15 protein-coding genes are annotated in these 15,914 nt (G+C 66.9%); 4 read left to right on the top strand and 11 right to left on the bottom strand.

From position 1 onward, the window contains the following. Positions 1 to 768 (top strand): neutral zinc metallopeptidase (locus tag E1261_RS18290; protein ID WP_202874806.1); only part of this gene is annotated, 768 nt, incomplete at its 5' end. On the opposite strand, the gene E1261_RS18285 is transcribed toward E1261_RS18290, so the two are convergent. Next, a complete protein-coding gene (locus E1261_RS18285) occupies positions 761 to 1,219 on the bottom strand; it encodes a GNAT family N-acetyltransferase (RefSeq protein WP_132408086.1) in 459 nt (152 codons plus the stop codon). The two genes, E1261_RS18290 and E1261_RS18285, sit on opposite strands and share 8 nt — an antisense overlap. 128 nt (positions 1,220 to 1,347) lie before the next feature. On the opposite strand from E1261_RS18285, the gene E1261_RS18280 reads away from it, so the two are divergent. Then, positions 1,348 to 2,148, top strand: coding sequence for a mechanosensitive ion channel family protein (locus tag E1261_RS18280; RefSeq protein ID WP_132408085.1), 801 nt, complete (start codon positions 1,348 to 1,350; stop codon positions 2,146 to 2,148). Positions 2,149 to 2,202: 54 nt separating this feature from the next. On the opposite strand, the gene E1261_RS18275 is transcribed toward E1261_RS18280, so the two are convergent. The 7 genes from E1261_RS18275 to E1261_RS18245 all read right to left on the bottom strand — a co-directional run bounded on the left by E1261_RS18275 (position 2,203) and on the right by E1261_RS18245 (position 9,576). Then, a complete protein-coding gene (locus E1261_RS18275) occupies positions 2,203 to 2,742 on the bottom strand; it encodes a hypothetical protein (RefSeq protein ID WP_132408084.1) in 540 nt (179 codons plus the stop codon). 216 nt (positions 2,743 to 2,958) lie between these two features. Then, entirely contained in the window at positions 2,959 to 3,966 is a 1,008-nt protein-coding gene (locus tag E1261_RS18270; RefSeq protein WP_132408083.1) for an N-acetylglucosamine kinase, read from the bottom strand. Beyond that, positions 3,963 to 5,219, bottom strand: coding sequence for a 6-phospho-beta-glucosidase (locus E1261_RS18265; protein WP_132408082.1), 1,257 nt, complete (start codon positions 5,217 to 5,219; stop codon positions 3,963 to 3,965). Before E1261_RS18265 ends, E1261_RS18270 begins: the two co-directional genes overlap by 4 nt. Then, a complete protein-coding gene (locus E1261_RS18260) occupies positions 5,216 to 6,100 on the bottom strand; it encodes a carbohydrate ABC transporter permease (protein WP_132408081.1) in 885 nt (294 codons plus the stop codon). The genes E1261_RS18265 and E1261_RS18260 overlap by 4 nt, the downstream gene beginning before the upstream one ends. A 13-nt stretch (positions 6,101 to 6,113) precedes the next feature. Next, positions 6,114 to 7,049 carry a carbohydrate ABC transporter permease gene (locus E1261_RS18255; RefSeq protein WP_132408080.1) on the bottom strand — a complete coding sequence of 312 codons (936 nt, stop codon included), beginning with the start codon at positions 7,047 to 7,049 and terminating at the stop codon, positions 6,114 to 6,116. Continuing rightward, a complete protein-coding gene (locus tag E1261_RS18250; protein ID WP_132408079.1) occupies positions 7,046 to 8,374 on the bottom strand; it encodes an ABC transporter substrate-binding protein in 1,329 nt (442 codons plus the stop codon). Before E1261_RS18250 ends, E1261_RS18255 begins: the two co-directional genes overlap by 4 nt. A gap of 11 nt (positions 8,375 to 8,385) precedes the next feature. Beyond that, the gene (locus tag E1261_RS18245) at positions 8,386 to 9,576 is read right to left on the bottom strand and encodes an ROK family transcriptional regulator (RefSeq protein ID WP_132408078.1); all 1,191 of its coding nucleotides are present in this window, start codon (positions 9,574 to 9,576) and stop codon (positions 8,386 to 8,388) included. A 155-nt stretch (positions 9,577 to 9,731) separates the two neighbouring features. On the opposite strand from E1261_RS18245, the gene E1261_RS18240 reads away from it, so the two are divergent. Both E1261_RS18240 and E1261_RS18235 read left to right on the top strand, forming a co-directional pair. Continuing rightward, on the top strand, positions 9,732 to 11,387 hold the full coding sequence (locus E1261_RS18240) for an ABC transporter ATP-binding protein (protein WP_132408077.1): 1,656 nt from the start codon (positions 9,732 to 9,734) through the stop codon (positions 11,385 to 11,387). Beyond that, entirely contained in the window at positions 11,384 to 13,168 is a 1,785-nt protein-coding gene (locus E1261_RS18235) for an ABC transporter ATP-binding protein (protein ID WP_132408076.1), read from the top strand. Before E1261_RS18240 ends, E1261_RS18235 begins: the two co-directional genes overlap by 4 nt. Here the strand turns inward: E1261_RS18235 and E1261_RS18230 are convergent. The 3 genes from E1261_RS18230 to E1261_RS18220 are packed head-to-tail and all read right to left on the bottom strand — an operon-like array spanning position 13,116 to position 15,764. Further along, entirely contained in the window at positions 13,116 to 14,081 is a 966-nt protein-coding gene (locus E1261_RS18230; RefSeq protein WP_132408075.1) for a DUF2891 family protein, read from the bottom strand. The two genes, E1261_RS18235 and E1261_RS18230, sit on opposite strands and share 53 nt — an antisense overlap. Positions 14,082 to 14,094: 13 nt before the next feature. Beyond that, positions 14,095 to 15,066: a DUF979 domain-containing protein gene (locus tag E1261_RS18225; RefSeq protein ID WP_132408074.1), complete on the bottom strand. Its 972-nt coding sequence runs from the start codon at positions 15,064 to 15,066 to the stop codon at positions 14,095 to 14,097. After that, on the bottom strand, positions 15,063 to 15,764 hold the full coding sequence (locus E1261_RS18220; protein WP_132408073.1) for a DUF969 domain-containing protein: 702 nt from the start codon (positions 15,762 to 15,764) through the stop codon (positions 15,063 to 15,065). The genes E1261_RS18225 and E1261_RS18220 overlap by 4 nt, the downstream gene beginning before the upstream one ends. Between the last annotated feature and the right edge of the window lie 150 nt (positions 15,765 to 15,914).

The following is a 15,914-nucleotide window of genomic DNA, read 5'->3' as shown; positions in this document are numbered from 1 at the left end:
GTCCCCACCCTGCCGGACCCGACCGTCACGGTCACCGAGAAGCCGGTCCCGAACCTGGTCCGCCTCCAGAAGAACGAGATCTACACGGCCGGCAAGCTGGCTGCGGCCGGCTGCAAGGAACCGTCGATCAAGCCGACCACGCAGTCGGCGATTCTTGAGTACTACCAGGCGATGCTGCCGTGCCTCGACAAGGCGTGGGCGCCGCTGGTGAAGAAGGCGAAGTACGAGTTCCGCTCGCCCAAGGTCGTGCTGGCGACCAAGAAGGCGCCGGCGTCGTCCTGCACCGGCGACATCGGCACGACGTACTACTGCCCTGCGGACGAGACGATCGCCATCGACTGGCAGGACGATCTCGACCGCTACAAGGAGCGGCCGCTCGACGCCCGGATGTGGATGATGAGCACGATGGCGCACGAGTACGGCCACCACATCCAGGAGCTGACCGAGATGCTCACCGCAGCCTGGTCCGAGGAGGGCTGGGAGAAGAACCCCGGCAAGAAGCTCGAGTGGAGCCGCCGGACCGAGCTCCAGGCCAGCTGCTTCGGCGCCGCCTTCCTCGGCGCGAACAAGGCGACCTTCGGCATCACCGGTAACCGGCTGAGGCTCTGGGAGTTCCAGACCAAGCACAGCGGTGACGAGTACGACCCGAAGAAGGTCCGCGACCATGGTTCCCGCGCGAGCCAGTGGTTCTGGGAAGGACCCGCGTTCAAGTCCGGCAACCCCGCTTCCTGCAACACGTTCACAGCCTCGGCCAAACGCGTCAGTTGAGTTTTAGTTTGAAGCCTTCGTGGGATTGTTCGAAGCCTAGGTTCGTGTAGAAGCGGTGGGCTTCGGTTCGGGATTTGTCCGACGTCAGCTGGACCAGGGTGGCGCCTCGGTTGCGGGATTCTTCGATGGCCCAGTGGATGAGCGTCGTACCGAGGCCGGTGCCGCGGGCGGGGGCGGCGACGCGGACGGCTTCGATGAGGCCTCGGCAGGAGCCTCGGCGGGACAGGCCGGGGATGATGGTGAGCTGCAGGGTGCCGACGGTCTCGTTGTTGCGTTCGGCAACTACCAGGAGCTGGTTCGGGTCGGCGTCGATGTCGGCGAAGGCCTTCAGGTATGGCGTCGGGTCGTCGAGGGACTCGCGGCTGGTGCCTAGCTGGTCGTCGGCGAGCATGGTGACGATGGCGGGGACGTCGGCGGAGGTGGCGCGGCGGATGATCAGATCGGCGGTCATGCCGCCCAGTTTATGCAGAGACCTTTTCGTTGTGATCCAACGATTACACGGATGTGATCACCGTTTGCCCTAGGCAACCAGGGGAACGGGTGATAGTAGAAACCTCCGCACATCGGAAGGGTAATCCCATGAGTCCGTTAGCGATTGACTTCACTGGGCCGTTCGAGGACGCGTTCAGCAAGCTGCTCGGGTTCATTCCGAACCTGCTCGGCGGCTTGGTCATCCTGGTGATCGGGTACTTCGTCGCCAAAGTGCTCGGCAAACTGGTCGGGAAGCTGCTCGGCAAGGTCGGGTTCGACCAATGGATGGAGCGGGCCGGTGTCTCCGGTGTGCTGCAGCGGTCCGGCACGGGGCTGACCGCTTCGGCGGTGCTGGGCAAGGTCGTGTTCTGGTTCGTGTTCCTGATCAGCTTCACGATGTTCGCGTCCGCGCTCGGCGTGCCGGAGATCTCGGCGTTCATGAGCACGATGCTCGGCTACATTCCGCGGATCTTCGCCGCGATCGTGATCCTGTGCCTGGCCGCGCTGTTCGCGAACTTCCTGGCCGCGATCATCCGTGGCGCGACCGGCAACGAAACCCTGGCCAAGGTCGGCAGGTACGCGATCCTCGTGTACGCCGCCTTCGCCGCGCTCACGCAGTTGGGGATCGCGGTCCAGCTGACCGGCAACACGCTGCTGATCGTGCTCGCCGGTGCGTCCCTCGCACTCGGCCTGGCGTTCGGTCTCGGTGGCCGGGAGATGGCCGCCCGGGCGTTGACCAACATGTTCTCCCGCGACAACATCCAGAAGCCGATGCCGTCGGACAACGGGATGAACGCCCAGCAGTACCAGGCGCCGCCGGCCGATCCGCAGTACCCGGCCACTCACGGTGCGCCTCAGAACGGTGGCTACTCCAACGGAACACCGCCGCAGAGCGGCAACTGGCAGTAGGTGACCTTGTAGGGCGGGCGGCAGCTTCATCGAGGCTGCCGCCCATTGCCACGCCTACTTCTTCGCTTCAGCGTCCTTGTCCGGACCGGCGCTGCGCACGTCCTCGACCTTGGTGAGGGCCTCGCGGAGGTCGCCGAGCCACGTGTCGGCATGCTGCGACACCAGTTTCACGCACCAGCCCAGCGCGTCGCTGCGCGAGCGAGCCACCCCGGCTTCAACGAGCGTGTCGAGCACCTGACGCTCGGGCTGCCGCAGCCGGGTCATCACCGGCGCGGACAGCGAGGTGAAGACCTTGCGGGTCGCACCGCAGTCGACACCCCAGGCGACCTTGCGCCGGGTGGCGTGCTCGAGCTCGCGCGCGATCTCGATCCGGCGCTCCCGGGTGTCCTCGCGGAACTGCTTGATCCGGCCCTCTTCGGCGGCGGACCGTTCGGCGGCGCTCACGTCGCCGCCCTGCTCAGGAGCCTTCAGCGTGCCGACGATCAGGATCTCGTCCCGGTCGATGGTCAGCTCCGGCTCGCCCTCGAACCACTCGCCGGGCAGGCGGCCGGTGACCCAGCCGCGGACCCGTTCGGTATCAGTCTTTGTACTCATGTAATCATGATTACACCCTTGCCCAAACGCAGTTCAACCAGGAGTGGAGGGGGATTTCAAGCAAGCTGGCGCGCTGCCGAGGGCGCACCGACCCTTGGGCGCATGACCTGCGTACCTAAGAACGGGTAGTAGTCGGATCCCGGCGCCCGCCGCCCGCCTGAGCCAGGCCGGGAAGCGGCGCGAATCCGCACCACTACCCGTTCTTCGGTACGGCGCCTACGCGGCAGGGGAGGTCGCGTAGGCGGATCTGAGTGTCAGGTGAGCGTCTGCGGGCGCATTGGTGTGGTCGAGGCCCAGCAGAGCCGCACCAACCACTGGCGGTACGTCGATGACTCGGGCTACCGCCTTGGGCGCGGCGGCGTTGAGTAGCCGGATCACGGTCTCCATCAGCAGGGGGTGGCCTGCCGTCAGGACACCGCCGCCCAGGATGACGTCCGTGGGCTCGTCCAGGATGTCGAGCCGCCGCATGGCGACGACGGCCATGGTGACGATCTCTTCGGCCTGGTGCTGGACGACCTCGCGGGCCACGGCGTCACCGGCCGCCGCTGCCTGGAAGAGGATGGGCCCTGCTTCGAGGCGGCGGTTGTAGGGGATGTCGCCGAGATGGAGTGCCTCGATGAGCGCGGGGACGGACTTGACGCCGTAGTGCGCCGGGAGGGCTGTCTCCAGCGCCGAGAAGGGGCCACGGCCGTCGTCGGAGCGGGCGGCGGCGGCGAAGGCTTCTTCGGCCAGTTGTGCGCCGCCTCCCCAGTCGCCGGAGATTCTTCCGACCGCAGGGAAGCGCGCAGTACGGCCGTCTGGCAGGAGGCCGGCGCAGTTGATGCCGGCCCCGCAGACGACCGCTACGCCCCGGGGCTCGTCCACACCGGAGCGCAGTAGAGCGAAGGTGTCGTTGGTGACGTAGACCGACTCGGCCCAGCCGAAGCTCTCGAACGCTGCGCTCAGCCGCTCCTCCTCGATCGGGAGGTCGGCGTTGGCCAGACAGGCGGAGATCTGCTGCACCAGTGGGCGGTCTCCGAAGCGCAGACCGGCTGCGGCGGCTGCAGCCCGCACCAGCGGCTCCAGACCGGCCACGGCTGCGTCGGCGCCGATGACGTGCGGCTCGAAACCGCCGCCGCGTGCTGTCCCGAGCACGCGGCCGTCTGCCGACACCAGAGCGACGTCGGTCTTGCTGTTGCCGGCGTCGAAGGCCAGAACGCCGCCCGGCACCAATGCGGCGCTCATCGGGCCCACGGCAGATGCTGCTTGTTGTGAGCGAGCAGCTTGTCCGTCAGTTGGTCCGCCAACGAGATCTGCCCGACCAGCGGGTGCGCCAGCAGCGCTTCGAAGACCCGCTCGCGGCCGCCCTTGATTGCCGCCTGCAGGGCCAGGTCCTCGTACGCCGTCACGTTCGCCACCAGACCGGCGTACAGGGGCTCGAGTGGGGCCAGTGCGACCGGCATGGTGCCGTCGGCACCGACGGTGGCCGGTACCTCGATCACTGCGTCGTCCGCGAGGAACGGGAACGTGCCGTCGTTCAGCGTGTTCACCACCTGGATGTCACCGGTGTCGTTGAGCAGTGACGACGCCAGGTCGACAGCGGCCTCGGAGTAGTACGCGCCGCCGCGCTGCTCGAGCAGTGCGGGCTTCTCGTCGAGCTGGGGGTCGGCGTACATCTCCAGCAGTTGGGTTTCCAACGCGGCCACCTCCGCAGCGCGCGACGGCTTGGTCAGGAGCTCCTGCACCACCTCGTCGTGCTGGTAGAAGTAGCGCAGGTAGTACGACGGTACGACACCCAGCTGCAGCAGGAGTTCCGGCGGAAGCTTCAGGTCCGCGGCCAGCTCAGCCACGTGGCCCTCGAGCAGCTTCGGCAGCATGTTCTCGCCGTTGACGCGGACTGCCCGCTCCCAGGTGAGGTGGTTCAGCCCGACGTGGTCCAGCTGCACCTCGCCCGGTGTGACTCCCAGCAGCTTGGCGAAGCGGCGCTGGAACCCGATCGCCACGTTGCACAGCCCGACCGCCTTGTGGCCGTGCGACAGCAGCGCCCGGGTCACGATACCGACCGGGTTGGTGAAGTCGATGATCCACGCGTTCGGGTTGGTACGGCGTACTCGCTCGGCGATGTCCAGCACCACCGGCACCGTCCGCAGCGCCTTGGCGAGCCCGCCGGCGCCGGTCGTCTCCTGACCGACACAACCGCATTCCAGCGGCCAGGTCTCGTCCTCCTGACGAGCCGCCTGCCCGCCGACGCGCAGCTGCAGCAGTACGGCGTCCGCACCGTCGATCCCGGCGTCGATGTCGGTGGTGGTGACGACGCGACCGGGGTGACCTTGTTTCGCGAAGATGCGCTCGGCCAGCCCGCCGACCAGTTCCAGGCGGTCCTTGGCCGGGTCGACCAGGACCAGCTCGGTCACCGGCAGCGTGTCACGCAGCCGGGCGAAACCGTCGACGAGTTCGGGAGTGTAGGTGGATCCGCCGCCTACGACTGTGAGTTTCAACCTTTGACCCCTGTGAGTGTGACGCCTTCGATGAAGGCTTTCTGCGCGAAGAAGAACAAGATGATCACCGGGGCCATCACGAGGAGAGTGGCGGCCATGGTGAGGTTCCAGTTGGTGTGGTGGGCGCCCTTGAAGGACTCCAGGCCGTAGCTCAGCGTCCAGGCGGCCGGGTTCTCACTGGCGTAGATCTGTGGGCCGAAGTAGTCGTTCCAGCAGTAGAAGAACTGGAACAGCGCGACTGCGGCGATGGCCGGCCGGGCCATCGGCAGGACGATCCGGATCAGCGCCTTGAACTCGCCGCAGCCGTCCACCTTGGCGGCGTCGACGTAGTCCTTCGGGATCGTCAGCAGGAACTGGCGGAGCAGGAAGATCGAGAACGCGTCGGTGAAGGCCATCGGGATGATCAGCGGCCACAGCGTCCCGGACAGGTGCAGTTCCTTGGCCCAGAACAGGTACATCGGCACGATCACGACCTGCGGCGGGAGCATCATCGTGGCGATCACGAGCATCAGGGCGAAGTTGCGGCCGCGGAACTTGAAGCGGGCCAGCGCGTAGGCGACCGGGATACTCGAGACCAGGGTGAGCGTCGTACCGAGAACGGCGTACAGCAAGGTGTTCTTCCACCAGGTCAGGAAGCCCGGGGTGTTCCAGACCGTCTTCAGGTTCTCCCAGTGCCAGCTGTCCGGCCACAGGTCCCGGGTGAGGGCCTGCTGGTCGCTCATCAGCGCGGTCAGCGCGACGAACACGAACGGGAGCACGAAGAACAGCGCGGCCGCGATGGCCAGCGAGTGCACCGCAACCCAGTGCAGGAACCGGGTACGGCGTGCCTCGCGGTTGGCGGCGCTGATCGCGACCGGCGAGGTCAGGGTGGTGCTTGTCATGACTAGACCCCTTTCAGTCCGACAGGAAGCCGCTGCGGCGGCGCATCAGGATGGCGGTGAAGACCATGGCCAGCGCGAACAGGACGAGCGCGACCACCGAGGCGCCACCGGTGTCGAACCGCTGGAAGCCGAGGTTGTAGACGAGCTGGGGAAGCGTCAGCGTGGACTTCTCCGGGTAGCCGGGCTCGAACTGTTGCCCCGAGCCACCGATCACACCGCTCGCGACTTTCCCGGCCACCAGGGGTTGGGTGTAGTACTGCATGGTCTGGATGACGCCGGTGACCACCGCGAACAGCACGATCGGCGAGATGTTCGGCAGCGTGACGAACCAGAACCGCTGCCACGCCCCGGCGCCGTCCAGCGACGCCGCTTCGTACTGCTCCTGCGGTACGTCGAGCAGCGACGCCATGAAGATCACCATCAGATCGCCGATACCCCACAGCGCCAGCAGCGTCAGCGCGGGTTTCGACCAGGTCGGGTCGTTGAACCAGCCGGGCTGCGGGAGCCCGATCGCACCGAGGATGTTGTTCACCGGACCCGTGCCCGGGTTGAGCAGGAACGCGAACGCCATCGTGGCCGCGACCGGCGGCGCCAGGTAGGGCAGGTAGAAGGCGGTGCGGAAGAATCCCGCACCGGTCTTCACCTTCGTGATCAGCATCCCGATCCCGAGCCCGAACAGCACTCGCAGCGAGACCATCACGATCACGAGCCAGAGCGTGTTCCGCAGGGCCGGCCAGAAGAACGGGTAGTCCGTGAAGACGTAACTCCAGTTCTTCAGCCCGGTCCAGGTCGGGGCGGTGAACCCGTCGTACTTCATGAAGCTGAAGTAGACGGTCGAGATCAGCGGGTAGAGGAAGAAGACGCTGACCCCGATCAGCCAGGGCGACAGGAAGGCGACGTTCCGCAGCGCTTCCCGACGATGCATGCGGCGCAGTCCGGGTGACGTCATTTGACCTGAGCCAGATCCTTGTCGATCTGCTCGTCGGTCTTCTTCAGACCGGCGGCCAGGTCCGGCACCTTGCCGGCCTCGTGCTGGAAGGCGAAGTCCTGGAACGTGAGCTGGTAGGCGCCGCCGTTCGGGCTGGCCGGCGTGGTGTTGCTCTTCGGGTGCTGCGCGATCTCCAGGAAGGTCTTGAAACCCTCGTCGACCTTGAGGTTCGGCGACTTCAGCGCGTCCAGCGTCGACGGTACGTTGTGGATGCCGTTGGAGAAGTTCACCACGGCCTCGGTGTCGGTGGTCATGTACTTGACCAGCTCCCAGGCGGCGTTCTGCTTGGTGCTGGGGCTCGCGATCCCGATGATGGTGCCGGCCAGGTAGCCCTTGCCGTAGCTGTCGGCCTGGTCGTCCGGGACCGGGAACGGCGCGACGCCGATGTCGAACTTGACCCCGGCCTCCTTGGCCATCCCGAGCCGCCACTCACCGTCGATCGACATCACCGTCTGGCCGGTGTGGAACGGGTTCTTGGCGCCCCACTCGTCGCCGAAGGTGGCGCGGTACTTCTCCAGCTTGGCGTAGCCGCCGAGCGAGTCGACCAGGTTCTTCTGCCACTTCAGCATGCTCGCGAACGCCGGGTCGGCGGCCAGGTTCGACTTGCCCTCGGGCGTCAGGTACGTCGGGTTCCACTGCGCGGCGAAGTGCGAGGTGGTCGACTCGTAGCCGTGGAAGTTCGGCATGAAGCCGAGCTGGGAGTAGGTGTCACCCTTCTCCTTGGTCAGCTGCTTGGCGATCTTGTCGAACTCGGACATCGTCTTCGGCGGCGCGGTGATCCCGGCGGCCTTGAAGGCGTCCTTGTTGTAGTACAGGCCGTAGGCGTCGTTCAGCAGCGGCAGGGCGCAGCGCTTGCCCTGGTACTGCGTGTAGTCCTGCAGCGCCTTCGGGAAGGTCTTGTCCATGTCGATCCCGGACTTGTCCAGGAACGGCTTCAGGTCCGCGAACACGTTCGACGTACAGAACGTGCCGACGTTGTCGGTGGTGAACGACGAGACGACGTCGGGGGAGTTCGGTCCGCCGGCCCGCAGTGCCTGCTTGATCTTGTCGTCGTTGATGTTGCCGACGACCTTCACCTTGATGTTCGGATGCTTCGCCTCGAACGCCTTGATGTTGGCGGTGATCGCGGCGGCTTCGCTGGGTGCGCTCCAGCCGTGCCAGAACGTGATGGTCACGTCCTTGGTGACGTCGTCGTTCGCCTTCGGGGCTTCCGACGTACCGGTGCAGGCGGTGGCGAGCAGTGCCACTGCAGCAGTGCCGATGACGGCACGATTCAGGCGTTGCATCCGTTTGACTCCTAGGAAATGGGTGGAGAACTAGCGGTGTCGAAGATTTCGTCGCGGGTGGCGCTCAGGGCGGACTGCAGGGCACCCGACAGCACGGGATCGAGGGGGATCGCGGTCATCAGCAACCGCGGCCTTGGTACGGCGAGGTCCGCCAGCTCGTCCTGGATCAGGCCGCGCAGGCGTTCGCCGCCGGCGGTGATGACACCACCGGCGAGCACGATCAGTTCGGGGTCGACGACCGCGACGATCGCGGCCAGACCGACGGCGAGTCGATGGGCGAATTCGGACAGCACCGCGTCACCGGCTCCTGGGGTTGCCAGTGCGGCCGTGATCGCGGATTCCGGCGTACGGGCCTTGAGGCCGTGCGCGCGGGCGAGGGCCAGGACGGGTTCGCCACCGGCCAGTTCTTGGAAGCCGCCGGCGTTGTTCCGGCCGACGTTGCGGACGAGCGGCGTACCGGGCAGTGGCAGGAAGGCGACCTCGCCGGCGCCGCCGGTGGCACCGCGGTGCAGGCGGCCGTTGACCACGATCGCCGCACCGATGCCCTCCTCGCCCCAGAGCAGGACGAAGTTCTCGCTCTCCTTGGCGTGCCCGATCTGCCGCTCGGCGACCGCGGCCAGGTTGACGTCGTTCTCGACCTCGAGCGGTACGGCGATCGCCGCGGCCAGCTCCTCGAGCAGATGCGGGGCATGCCAGCCGGGCAGGTGCGTCGCGTACCGCAGGCGGCCGGTCGTCGGGTCGAAACCACCCGGCGTGCCGATCGAGACGCGGTGCAGGTTCGCCCGGTTCAGACCGGCCTCGCCGGCTGCGCCCTCGATCGCCTTAATCACCCGCTCGACCGTGCCTTTGGCACTGCGGCCGGGGGTGGGCAGCTCGTAGCGGCCGACCACCTTGCCGGTCAGGTCGGCGACCGCCGAGCGGATCCGGGTCGGGGTGACGTCGAGGCCCGCGACGTACGCGGCGTTGCCGTTGATCTCGTACAGCTGGGCGTTCGGTCCCGGCCGGCCGGCGGTGGTACCGCTGGCGCGGACGAGGTTGGCCGCTTCCAGGCGAGCAAGCAGCTGGGAAGCGGTCGGCTTGGACAGTCCGGTCAAGTGGCCGAGCGTGGTCCGGGACAGCGGCCCTTGGGAGAGCAGCAGGTCCAGGGCGGCCCGGTCGTTCATCGCGCGGAGCAGGCGGGGGGTTCCAGGTGTTGTTGCCATGGGCTAACCCTGCCTCCCTCTGCCGGTCTCGTGGTGTCGGCTCGCTGCGTGGGACGCAGCCAAGTCAACTGTTAGGAAACTTTCCTATTATCGCGAGACCGTACGGTGATCGGCCTTCGCTGTCAATCACTCCGGATCAGTTAGGGTTACCTAATATGTCGACTGGACAGCTGTTGAGGCGGGCGGTACGGCGGCATCGGGGGCGGATGAGCCTTGGTGTGCTGCTGATGTCGCTACATCAAGCGACCGAGGCAGCCGTTCCGGTGACGATCGGGGTGTTCGTCGACAAGGCAGTGGCTACTGGGGATGTAGAGCCGCTGATCTGGTGCGTGCTGATGCTTGCGGCCCTGTTTGCCGTGCTGTCCAATGCCTGGAAGCTCGGAGCGCGGTTGATTGTCCGCGCGATCGAGTACGAGACGCACCAGTTGCGGCTGGAGATCGCCCGGCGCGTTCTCGACCCCCGAGGACAGCGGACCGGGTTGCGTTCGGGGGAACTGCTGTCGATCGCCACATCCGACGCTGAGAAGACCGCACTGGTGATGCGGGCCGTTTCGATCGGCTGTGCGGCTTCCACGGCGTTGATCGTCGCCTCGGTGTCCCTGCTACTGGTCGATGTGCCGCTCGGGATCGGCGTACTGATCGGCGTACCGCTGCTGGTGCTGGGCATTCAGGCCCTCTCGCCGCTGCTGACCCGCCATACGTCGACTCAGCAGGAGGCGGTTGCTCAGACGACCGCACTGGCCACTGACCTGGTTGGCGGGCTGCGGACGCTGCGAGGGATCGGTGCGCAGCACAACGCGGCTGCTCGCTACCGCCAGTCCAGCCAAACGACGCTGCGAGCCACACTGCGTGCAGTGTCGACGGCTGGTCTGCAGGACGGTGTCAGTACGGCGCTCAGTGGGCTGCTGCTCGCAGCAGTGGCTGGTGTCTCCGGCTGGTTCGCACTGAACGGGCGGATCAGCATCGGCGAGCTGATTGCGGTGGTCGGGCTGGCGCAGTTCATCGCCGAGCCCGTTGGCACGCTCGGCTACGCCAGTCAGGTGTTGGCGACCGCCCGTGCATCCGCCGGCCGACTGGCGTCGGTCCTGTCCTCACCGCCACTCGTAGCGACCGGTACGGCGACTGCCGTGGACCCTGCCAAGCCGCTGCTGCAGCTGGAACGCGTGTCCTACAAGACGTTGGTGGATGTTGATCTGACTCTGCTGGCCGGTGAGACCGTGGGAGTGCTCTGCTACGACCCGCGTGACGCGGACGCGTTGCTGGCGGTCGTTGGCGGGCGAGCCTCGGAGTACACCGGTGCGGTCCGGGTTGGCGGCGTACCGATCGATGAGCTGGATATCGACGCTCTGCGCGACACAGTCCTGCTGGAGCAGCACGACACTGACCTGTTCGAAGGCACACTGCGCAGCAACCTGCTGGTCGAGTCGCCGTCCTTGGAGCGCGTGATGACTGCAGCCGGGGCTGCTGACCTCATTGACGAGCTGGACCGGCCGCTGGCCGACCGTGGCCAGGCACTGTCTGGCGGGCAACGCCAGCGGCTCGGTCTGGCCCGCGCACTGCTCGCTTCGCCGCCACTGCTCGTCCTGCACGACCCCAGTACGGCGGTCGACGCGGTCACCGAGGAGTTGCTCGCGGAAGGGCTGGCGGAGGTCCGGTCCGGACTGACCACGCTGGTGCTGACCAGTAGCCCGGCACTGCTCGGGAAGATGGATCGCGTCGTGGTGCTGGCTGATGGGGTCGTCGTGACCGAGGGCCTCCATGCCGAGCTCGCCGAGTCGGACGCGGCGTACCAGGAAGCGGTGCTCCGATGAACCTGCTGCCCGTTGCCGGCCCGCGTGCGACGTGGGCGCTGTTGTGGAGTGAGATCCGCAAGCTGCCTGGTCTGTCTATCGTCGCGGCCGTGGTGATCACCGGTGGGAGTGCGGCCGGTCTGGTCGCACCCTGGGCGCTCGGTGCGCTCGTCGACGATATCTCGAGCGGGGCGGACCGCTCTGCGATCGTGAAGGTCGTGCTGCTGATCGGCGGCGCCGCTCTGCTGGCCGGTCTGCTCACGGCGCTCGGCGTCATGCTCGTCGCGCGCGTAGGTGAGACGGTGCTGGCGCGGATCCGGGAGAAGGTGCTGGACCGCGCGCTGCAGTTGCCGGCACCCGTTCTGGACAAGGTGCGTACCGGTGACCTGCTGTCCCGCGTCGGTGACGACGTGGCGACGGTGGCGAGCGCTCTGACCGACATCGGGCCGATGCTGCTCGGTGCGGCGCTGACGATCATCCTGACCGCGGGCGGCATGTTCGCGCTGGACTGGCGACTCGGCCTGGCCGGTCTGCTCGCGCTGCCGATGTACATCCTGGCTCTGCGCTGGTACCTGCCGCGATCGGCGCCGTACTACGCCAAGGAACGCATCGCGATGGGCGACCGGTCCGAGGCGATCATCGCGTCCCTGCGGGGCAGCGCGACCGTGCGGGCGTACCGGCTCGAGGACGTGCAGCTGGCGAAGATCGACGCGACGTCGGCGACCGCTCGCGACCTGTCGATCAAGGTGTTCCGGATCTTCAGCTTCTTCTCTTCGCGGATCAACCATGCCGAATTCGTTGGGCTGGGTGGGATTCTGGTGGCCGGGTTCTTCTTGGTGCGTGGCGATCTGGTGACCATCGGTGCGGTGACGGCGGCCGCGCTGTACTTCCATCGGCTGTTCAACCCGATCGGCGCGGTCATGATGCTGTTCGACGAGGTGCAGACGGCAGCCGCGGGCATGGCCCGGTTGGCCGGCGTACTGGAGATGGAGCAGATCTCCTCGCCGCCACCTGGTCCGGGGCCGGCCGATGCGTCGCTGGAGCTGATTGGCATCGGGCATGCGTACGACGGTCCGCTCGTGGTCGATGAGGTGTCGCTGCGACTCGAACCGGGCGAGCGGGTGGCGCTCGTGGGGGCGAGTGGTGCTGGGAAGACCACGCTGGCTGCGCTGGCGGCCGGAGTGCTTACCCCGACGGCTGGTGTGGTGAGGCTGGGCGGTGTGGACGTGCAGGCCCTCGGCGAGGATCGCACGCGTTCACAGGTGGCGCTGCTCAGCCAGGAGGTCCACGTGTTCTCCGGGGCGCTGGCTGACGACGTACGGCTTGCTCGGCTCGACGCTACCGACGGTGAGGTCGAGAGCGCGCTGGAACGCGTTGGTGCGCTGGCCTGGGTGCGCGCGCTGCCGGACGGGCTGGAGACCGTCGTGGGCGAGCAGGGGCATCAGCTGACTGGGGCACAGTCGCAGCAGCTCGCGTTCGCCCGGCTCGTACTCGCGGATCCGCCGGTCGCCGTACTGGATGAGGCGACGGCTGAGGCCGGTAGTGCTGGTGCACGCTCGTTGGAACGCGCAGCGGTGGCCGCTACCGAGGGACGCACGACGCTGATCGTGGCGCACCGGTTGACGCAGGCACAGCAGGCGGATCGGATCGTTGTGCTGGATGGCGGCCGCGTCGTCGAGTCTGGGACGCATGACGGGCTGCTGGCTGCTGGTGGTCGTTATGCGTTGCTGTGGCGCAGTTGGACTGGCTTCAAGCCTGGTGGGCCAGAAGGGCGAACGACACCAGCCAGTGCGTCGACATGAAGTCGCCGTCGGTGACAGTGGGGAGCACTGCGTCGATCTGACGGTCGGCGCCTGCTCTTAGTACTTCGGCAACGTCCGGCAGGCTCGGTGCGATCGTGCGGAGCTGCCAGGCGCGGGACAACGCCAGCCCGGAGAGGTGTGCGAGCTGGCCGTCACCGGAGTCGTCGGTGGTGGGAACTTCCAGCAGGTGTTGATGTTCTGTGGTTCCGAGGTTTGGCAGGAAGGCGTGCAGCCAGTCGGTGAACTCTGCGGCGGGCAGCACCCGGCGCATGAGCTCGGCCTCGGACAGTGCCGGCGAGAGGAAGTCCGTCCCGGACGGCTCGAAGCGGGTGTCGTACGCCGTGTCGTTCTGGAACCAGTCGACCGCGCGACTCCGGATCGCGCCGACGACCTCGCCCCGGCCGAGGTCGTCGTACGCTTCCAGCAACAGCGACAGGGCGAACGCTGAGTTCAGGTGGGCACCATGGCGGACCGGGTAGGCCTGCCGCGGTAGCCAGTCGAGCACGAGGTCGGCGATCACATCGCCGAGTGGAGCTGTCGCCTCTGCCCACTGCGTGGTGCGGGTGGCGGCGACCAGCATCGCCGCCCACGCCCAGCCGTACGGACGCTCGTACGACGGACGCTCCCGCAGGTACGCCGCCTCGGTCGCGATCGCTGCTGTGGTCAGCCGCTGGTCCAGCACCTCGATCGGCCTGGACCCGGCCTCGTCCGGTGCCAGTGCGAGCAACCGGACGAGCGACCACTGCATGTGCGCGCTGGAGTGCCAGTCGTAGGAGCCGTGGAACGCCGGGTGCAGTTTCTCCGGGGTTACGTCCACGTCCTCCGGACCACGTGAGGCATGCGCGGCGCCGTACGGGTACGGCGTCTCGAGCACCTCACAGGCGATCGCGGACCAGGCAGCGGCGTACTTCATGGGGTGTCGTCTCCTAGAAAGCGAAGAAGTACATGATGGCGATGTTGCAACCCAGCAAGGGGATCGCGGTCGGGATCTGGGCCTTGATCGGGCCGTACTGATCCTTCATCTCCAGCAGGGCCGCTGGAACCAGGTTGAAGTTCGCGGCCATCGGCGTACAGAGGGTGCCGCAGAAGCCGGCCAGCATGCCGATCGCGAAGACCACCGCCGGCGTACCGTCGAACTGCGTTACCAGCAACGGCCAGCCGACCGCAGCGGTCATCACTGGGAACGCTGCGAACGCATTGCCCATGATGATCGTGAAGACCGCCATACCGATGCAGTACAAGGCGACTGCGGCGATCAGCGAGCCCTTGGGAACCAGGTGGTCAGTGACACGGCCGACTGCCTTGCCGACACCGGAGGCGTTGAACAGCAGCCCCAGTGTGGCCAGCATCTGCGGCAGGATCGCCGCCCAGCCGATGTGCTCGAGCAAACGACGACCCTCATGCAGCGGTACGGCGGGGGAGCGTGGCCGGAGCAGCGCCATCCCAACCGCCAGTGCCAGCAGGGATGCGACGCCGAGCCCGATAATCGTGGCGGAACCGGACTGCAGCAGCAGGCTGCCGTCGCCGAGCTTCACCTTGGCCAGCCACGCGCCGAAGAGCGCAGCCACCACGGGAATGACCAGTGCGGGCAGGAACAGCTTGTTGCCGAACTTGTCAGCAAACCTCGCTCGCTCGGCCTGGGTCGTCGTACGCTCCTGGCCCTTGCCCGGGAAGCCGGAACCGGCCAGCACGGCCAGACCGATCACCGCGATGCCCAGGAGCCAGGCGGGTGCTGTTTTGTTCACCACGAAGGTGCCGTAGCCGAACGAGAGCCCGAGGACGCCCCAGAATGCCGCGCTGCCGATCCGCTTGGGGTTGGTGCGGTCGTTGAGCACCTGCAGTGCGATCAGGACGAAGAAGATCCCGCAGAGCCAGTAGAACCACTCGACCTTGATCACTTCGCCACCTCCTTGGCCTCGGCCCTGGCCTCACGCGCCAGTGCGTCCAGTTGGCGATCGAGATAGAGCAATCGGGCGCCGTGGATCAGGAGTGCGCAGATACCGGTCGGGATCGCCCAGAGCGCGATGTCGATCGCCTCCAGTTGCAGCCCGTACGTCGCGTCGACGAACCCGGTGATCAGCAGGATCGAACCGATCGCGACGAAGATGTCCTCGCCGAAGAACAGTCCGACCGTGTCCGCGCTGGCGGCGAAGCCCTTGATCTTCTCCTGGAGCTTCTCCGGCAGCTTGCCGTAGCGGCGTTCGGCGGCACCGGCCGCCATCGGGTGGATCAGCGGCCGCACAGCCTGTGCGGGACCGCCGATGCTGGTCAGGCCGAGCGCTGCCGTGCCCTGCCGGATCAGCAGGTAGATGGCCAGCAGCCGGCCGGTGGTGGCGAAGGTGAGCTTGCCGATCAGCTTGCGAGCCTGATGCTGCAGCCCGTAACGCTCGATCAGCCCGATCACGGGCAAGGTGACGATGAAGACGGTGACGGAGCGGCTACCGGCGAACCCGTCGCCGAAGGCGTTCAGGATCTTGACCGGCGACAGGCCGCCGATCAGACCGGCGACGATACCGGCCGCGGTGACGACCAGCATCGAGTTCAGCCGAAGCGCGAAACCGACGACAACCACCGCGATGGCGAGCAGAACCCACATGGTTCCTCCCAGGGACGGACCCGCTGGATGCGATTCCCGCAACCATAGGAGATTGTTGAACGATCCTGCAATAGATCATTCGAACAAGTTGCCATGTCAGTAGCCGCCCAAGCCGTTACCCGTCCCGCGCCACCACTGCTGGCCGGAGAC

The sequence above is a fragment of the Kribbella albertanoniae genome (assembly GCF_004348455.1).
In the GTDB taxonomy this organism is placed as follows: Bacteria; Actinomycetota; Actinomycetes; order Propionibacteriales; family Kribbellaceae; genus Kribbella; species Kribbella albertanoniae.
This window is presented reverse-complemented; position numbering and strand designations above follow the sequence as displayed.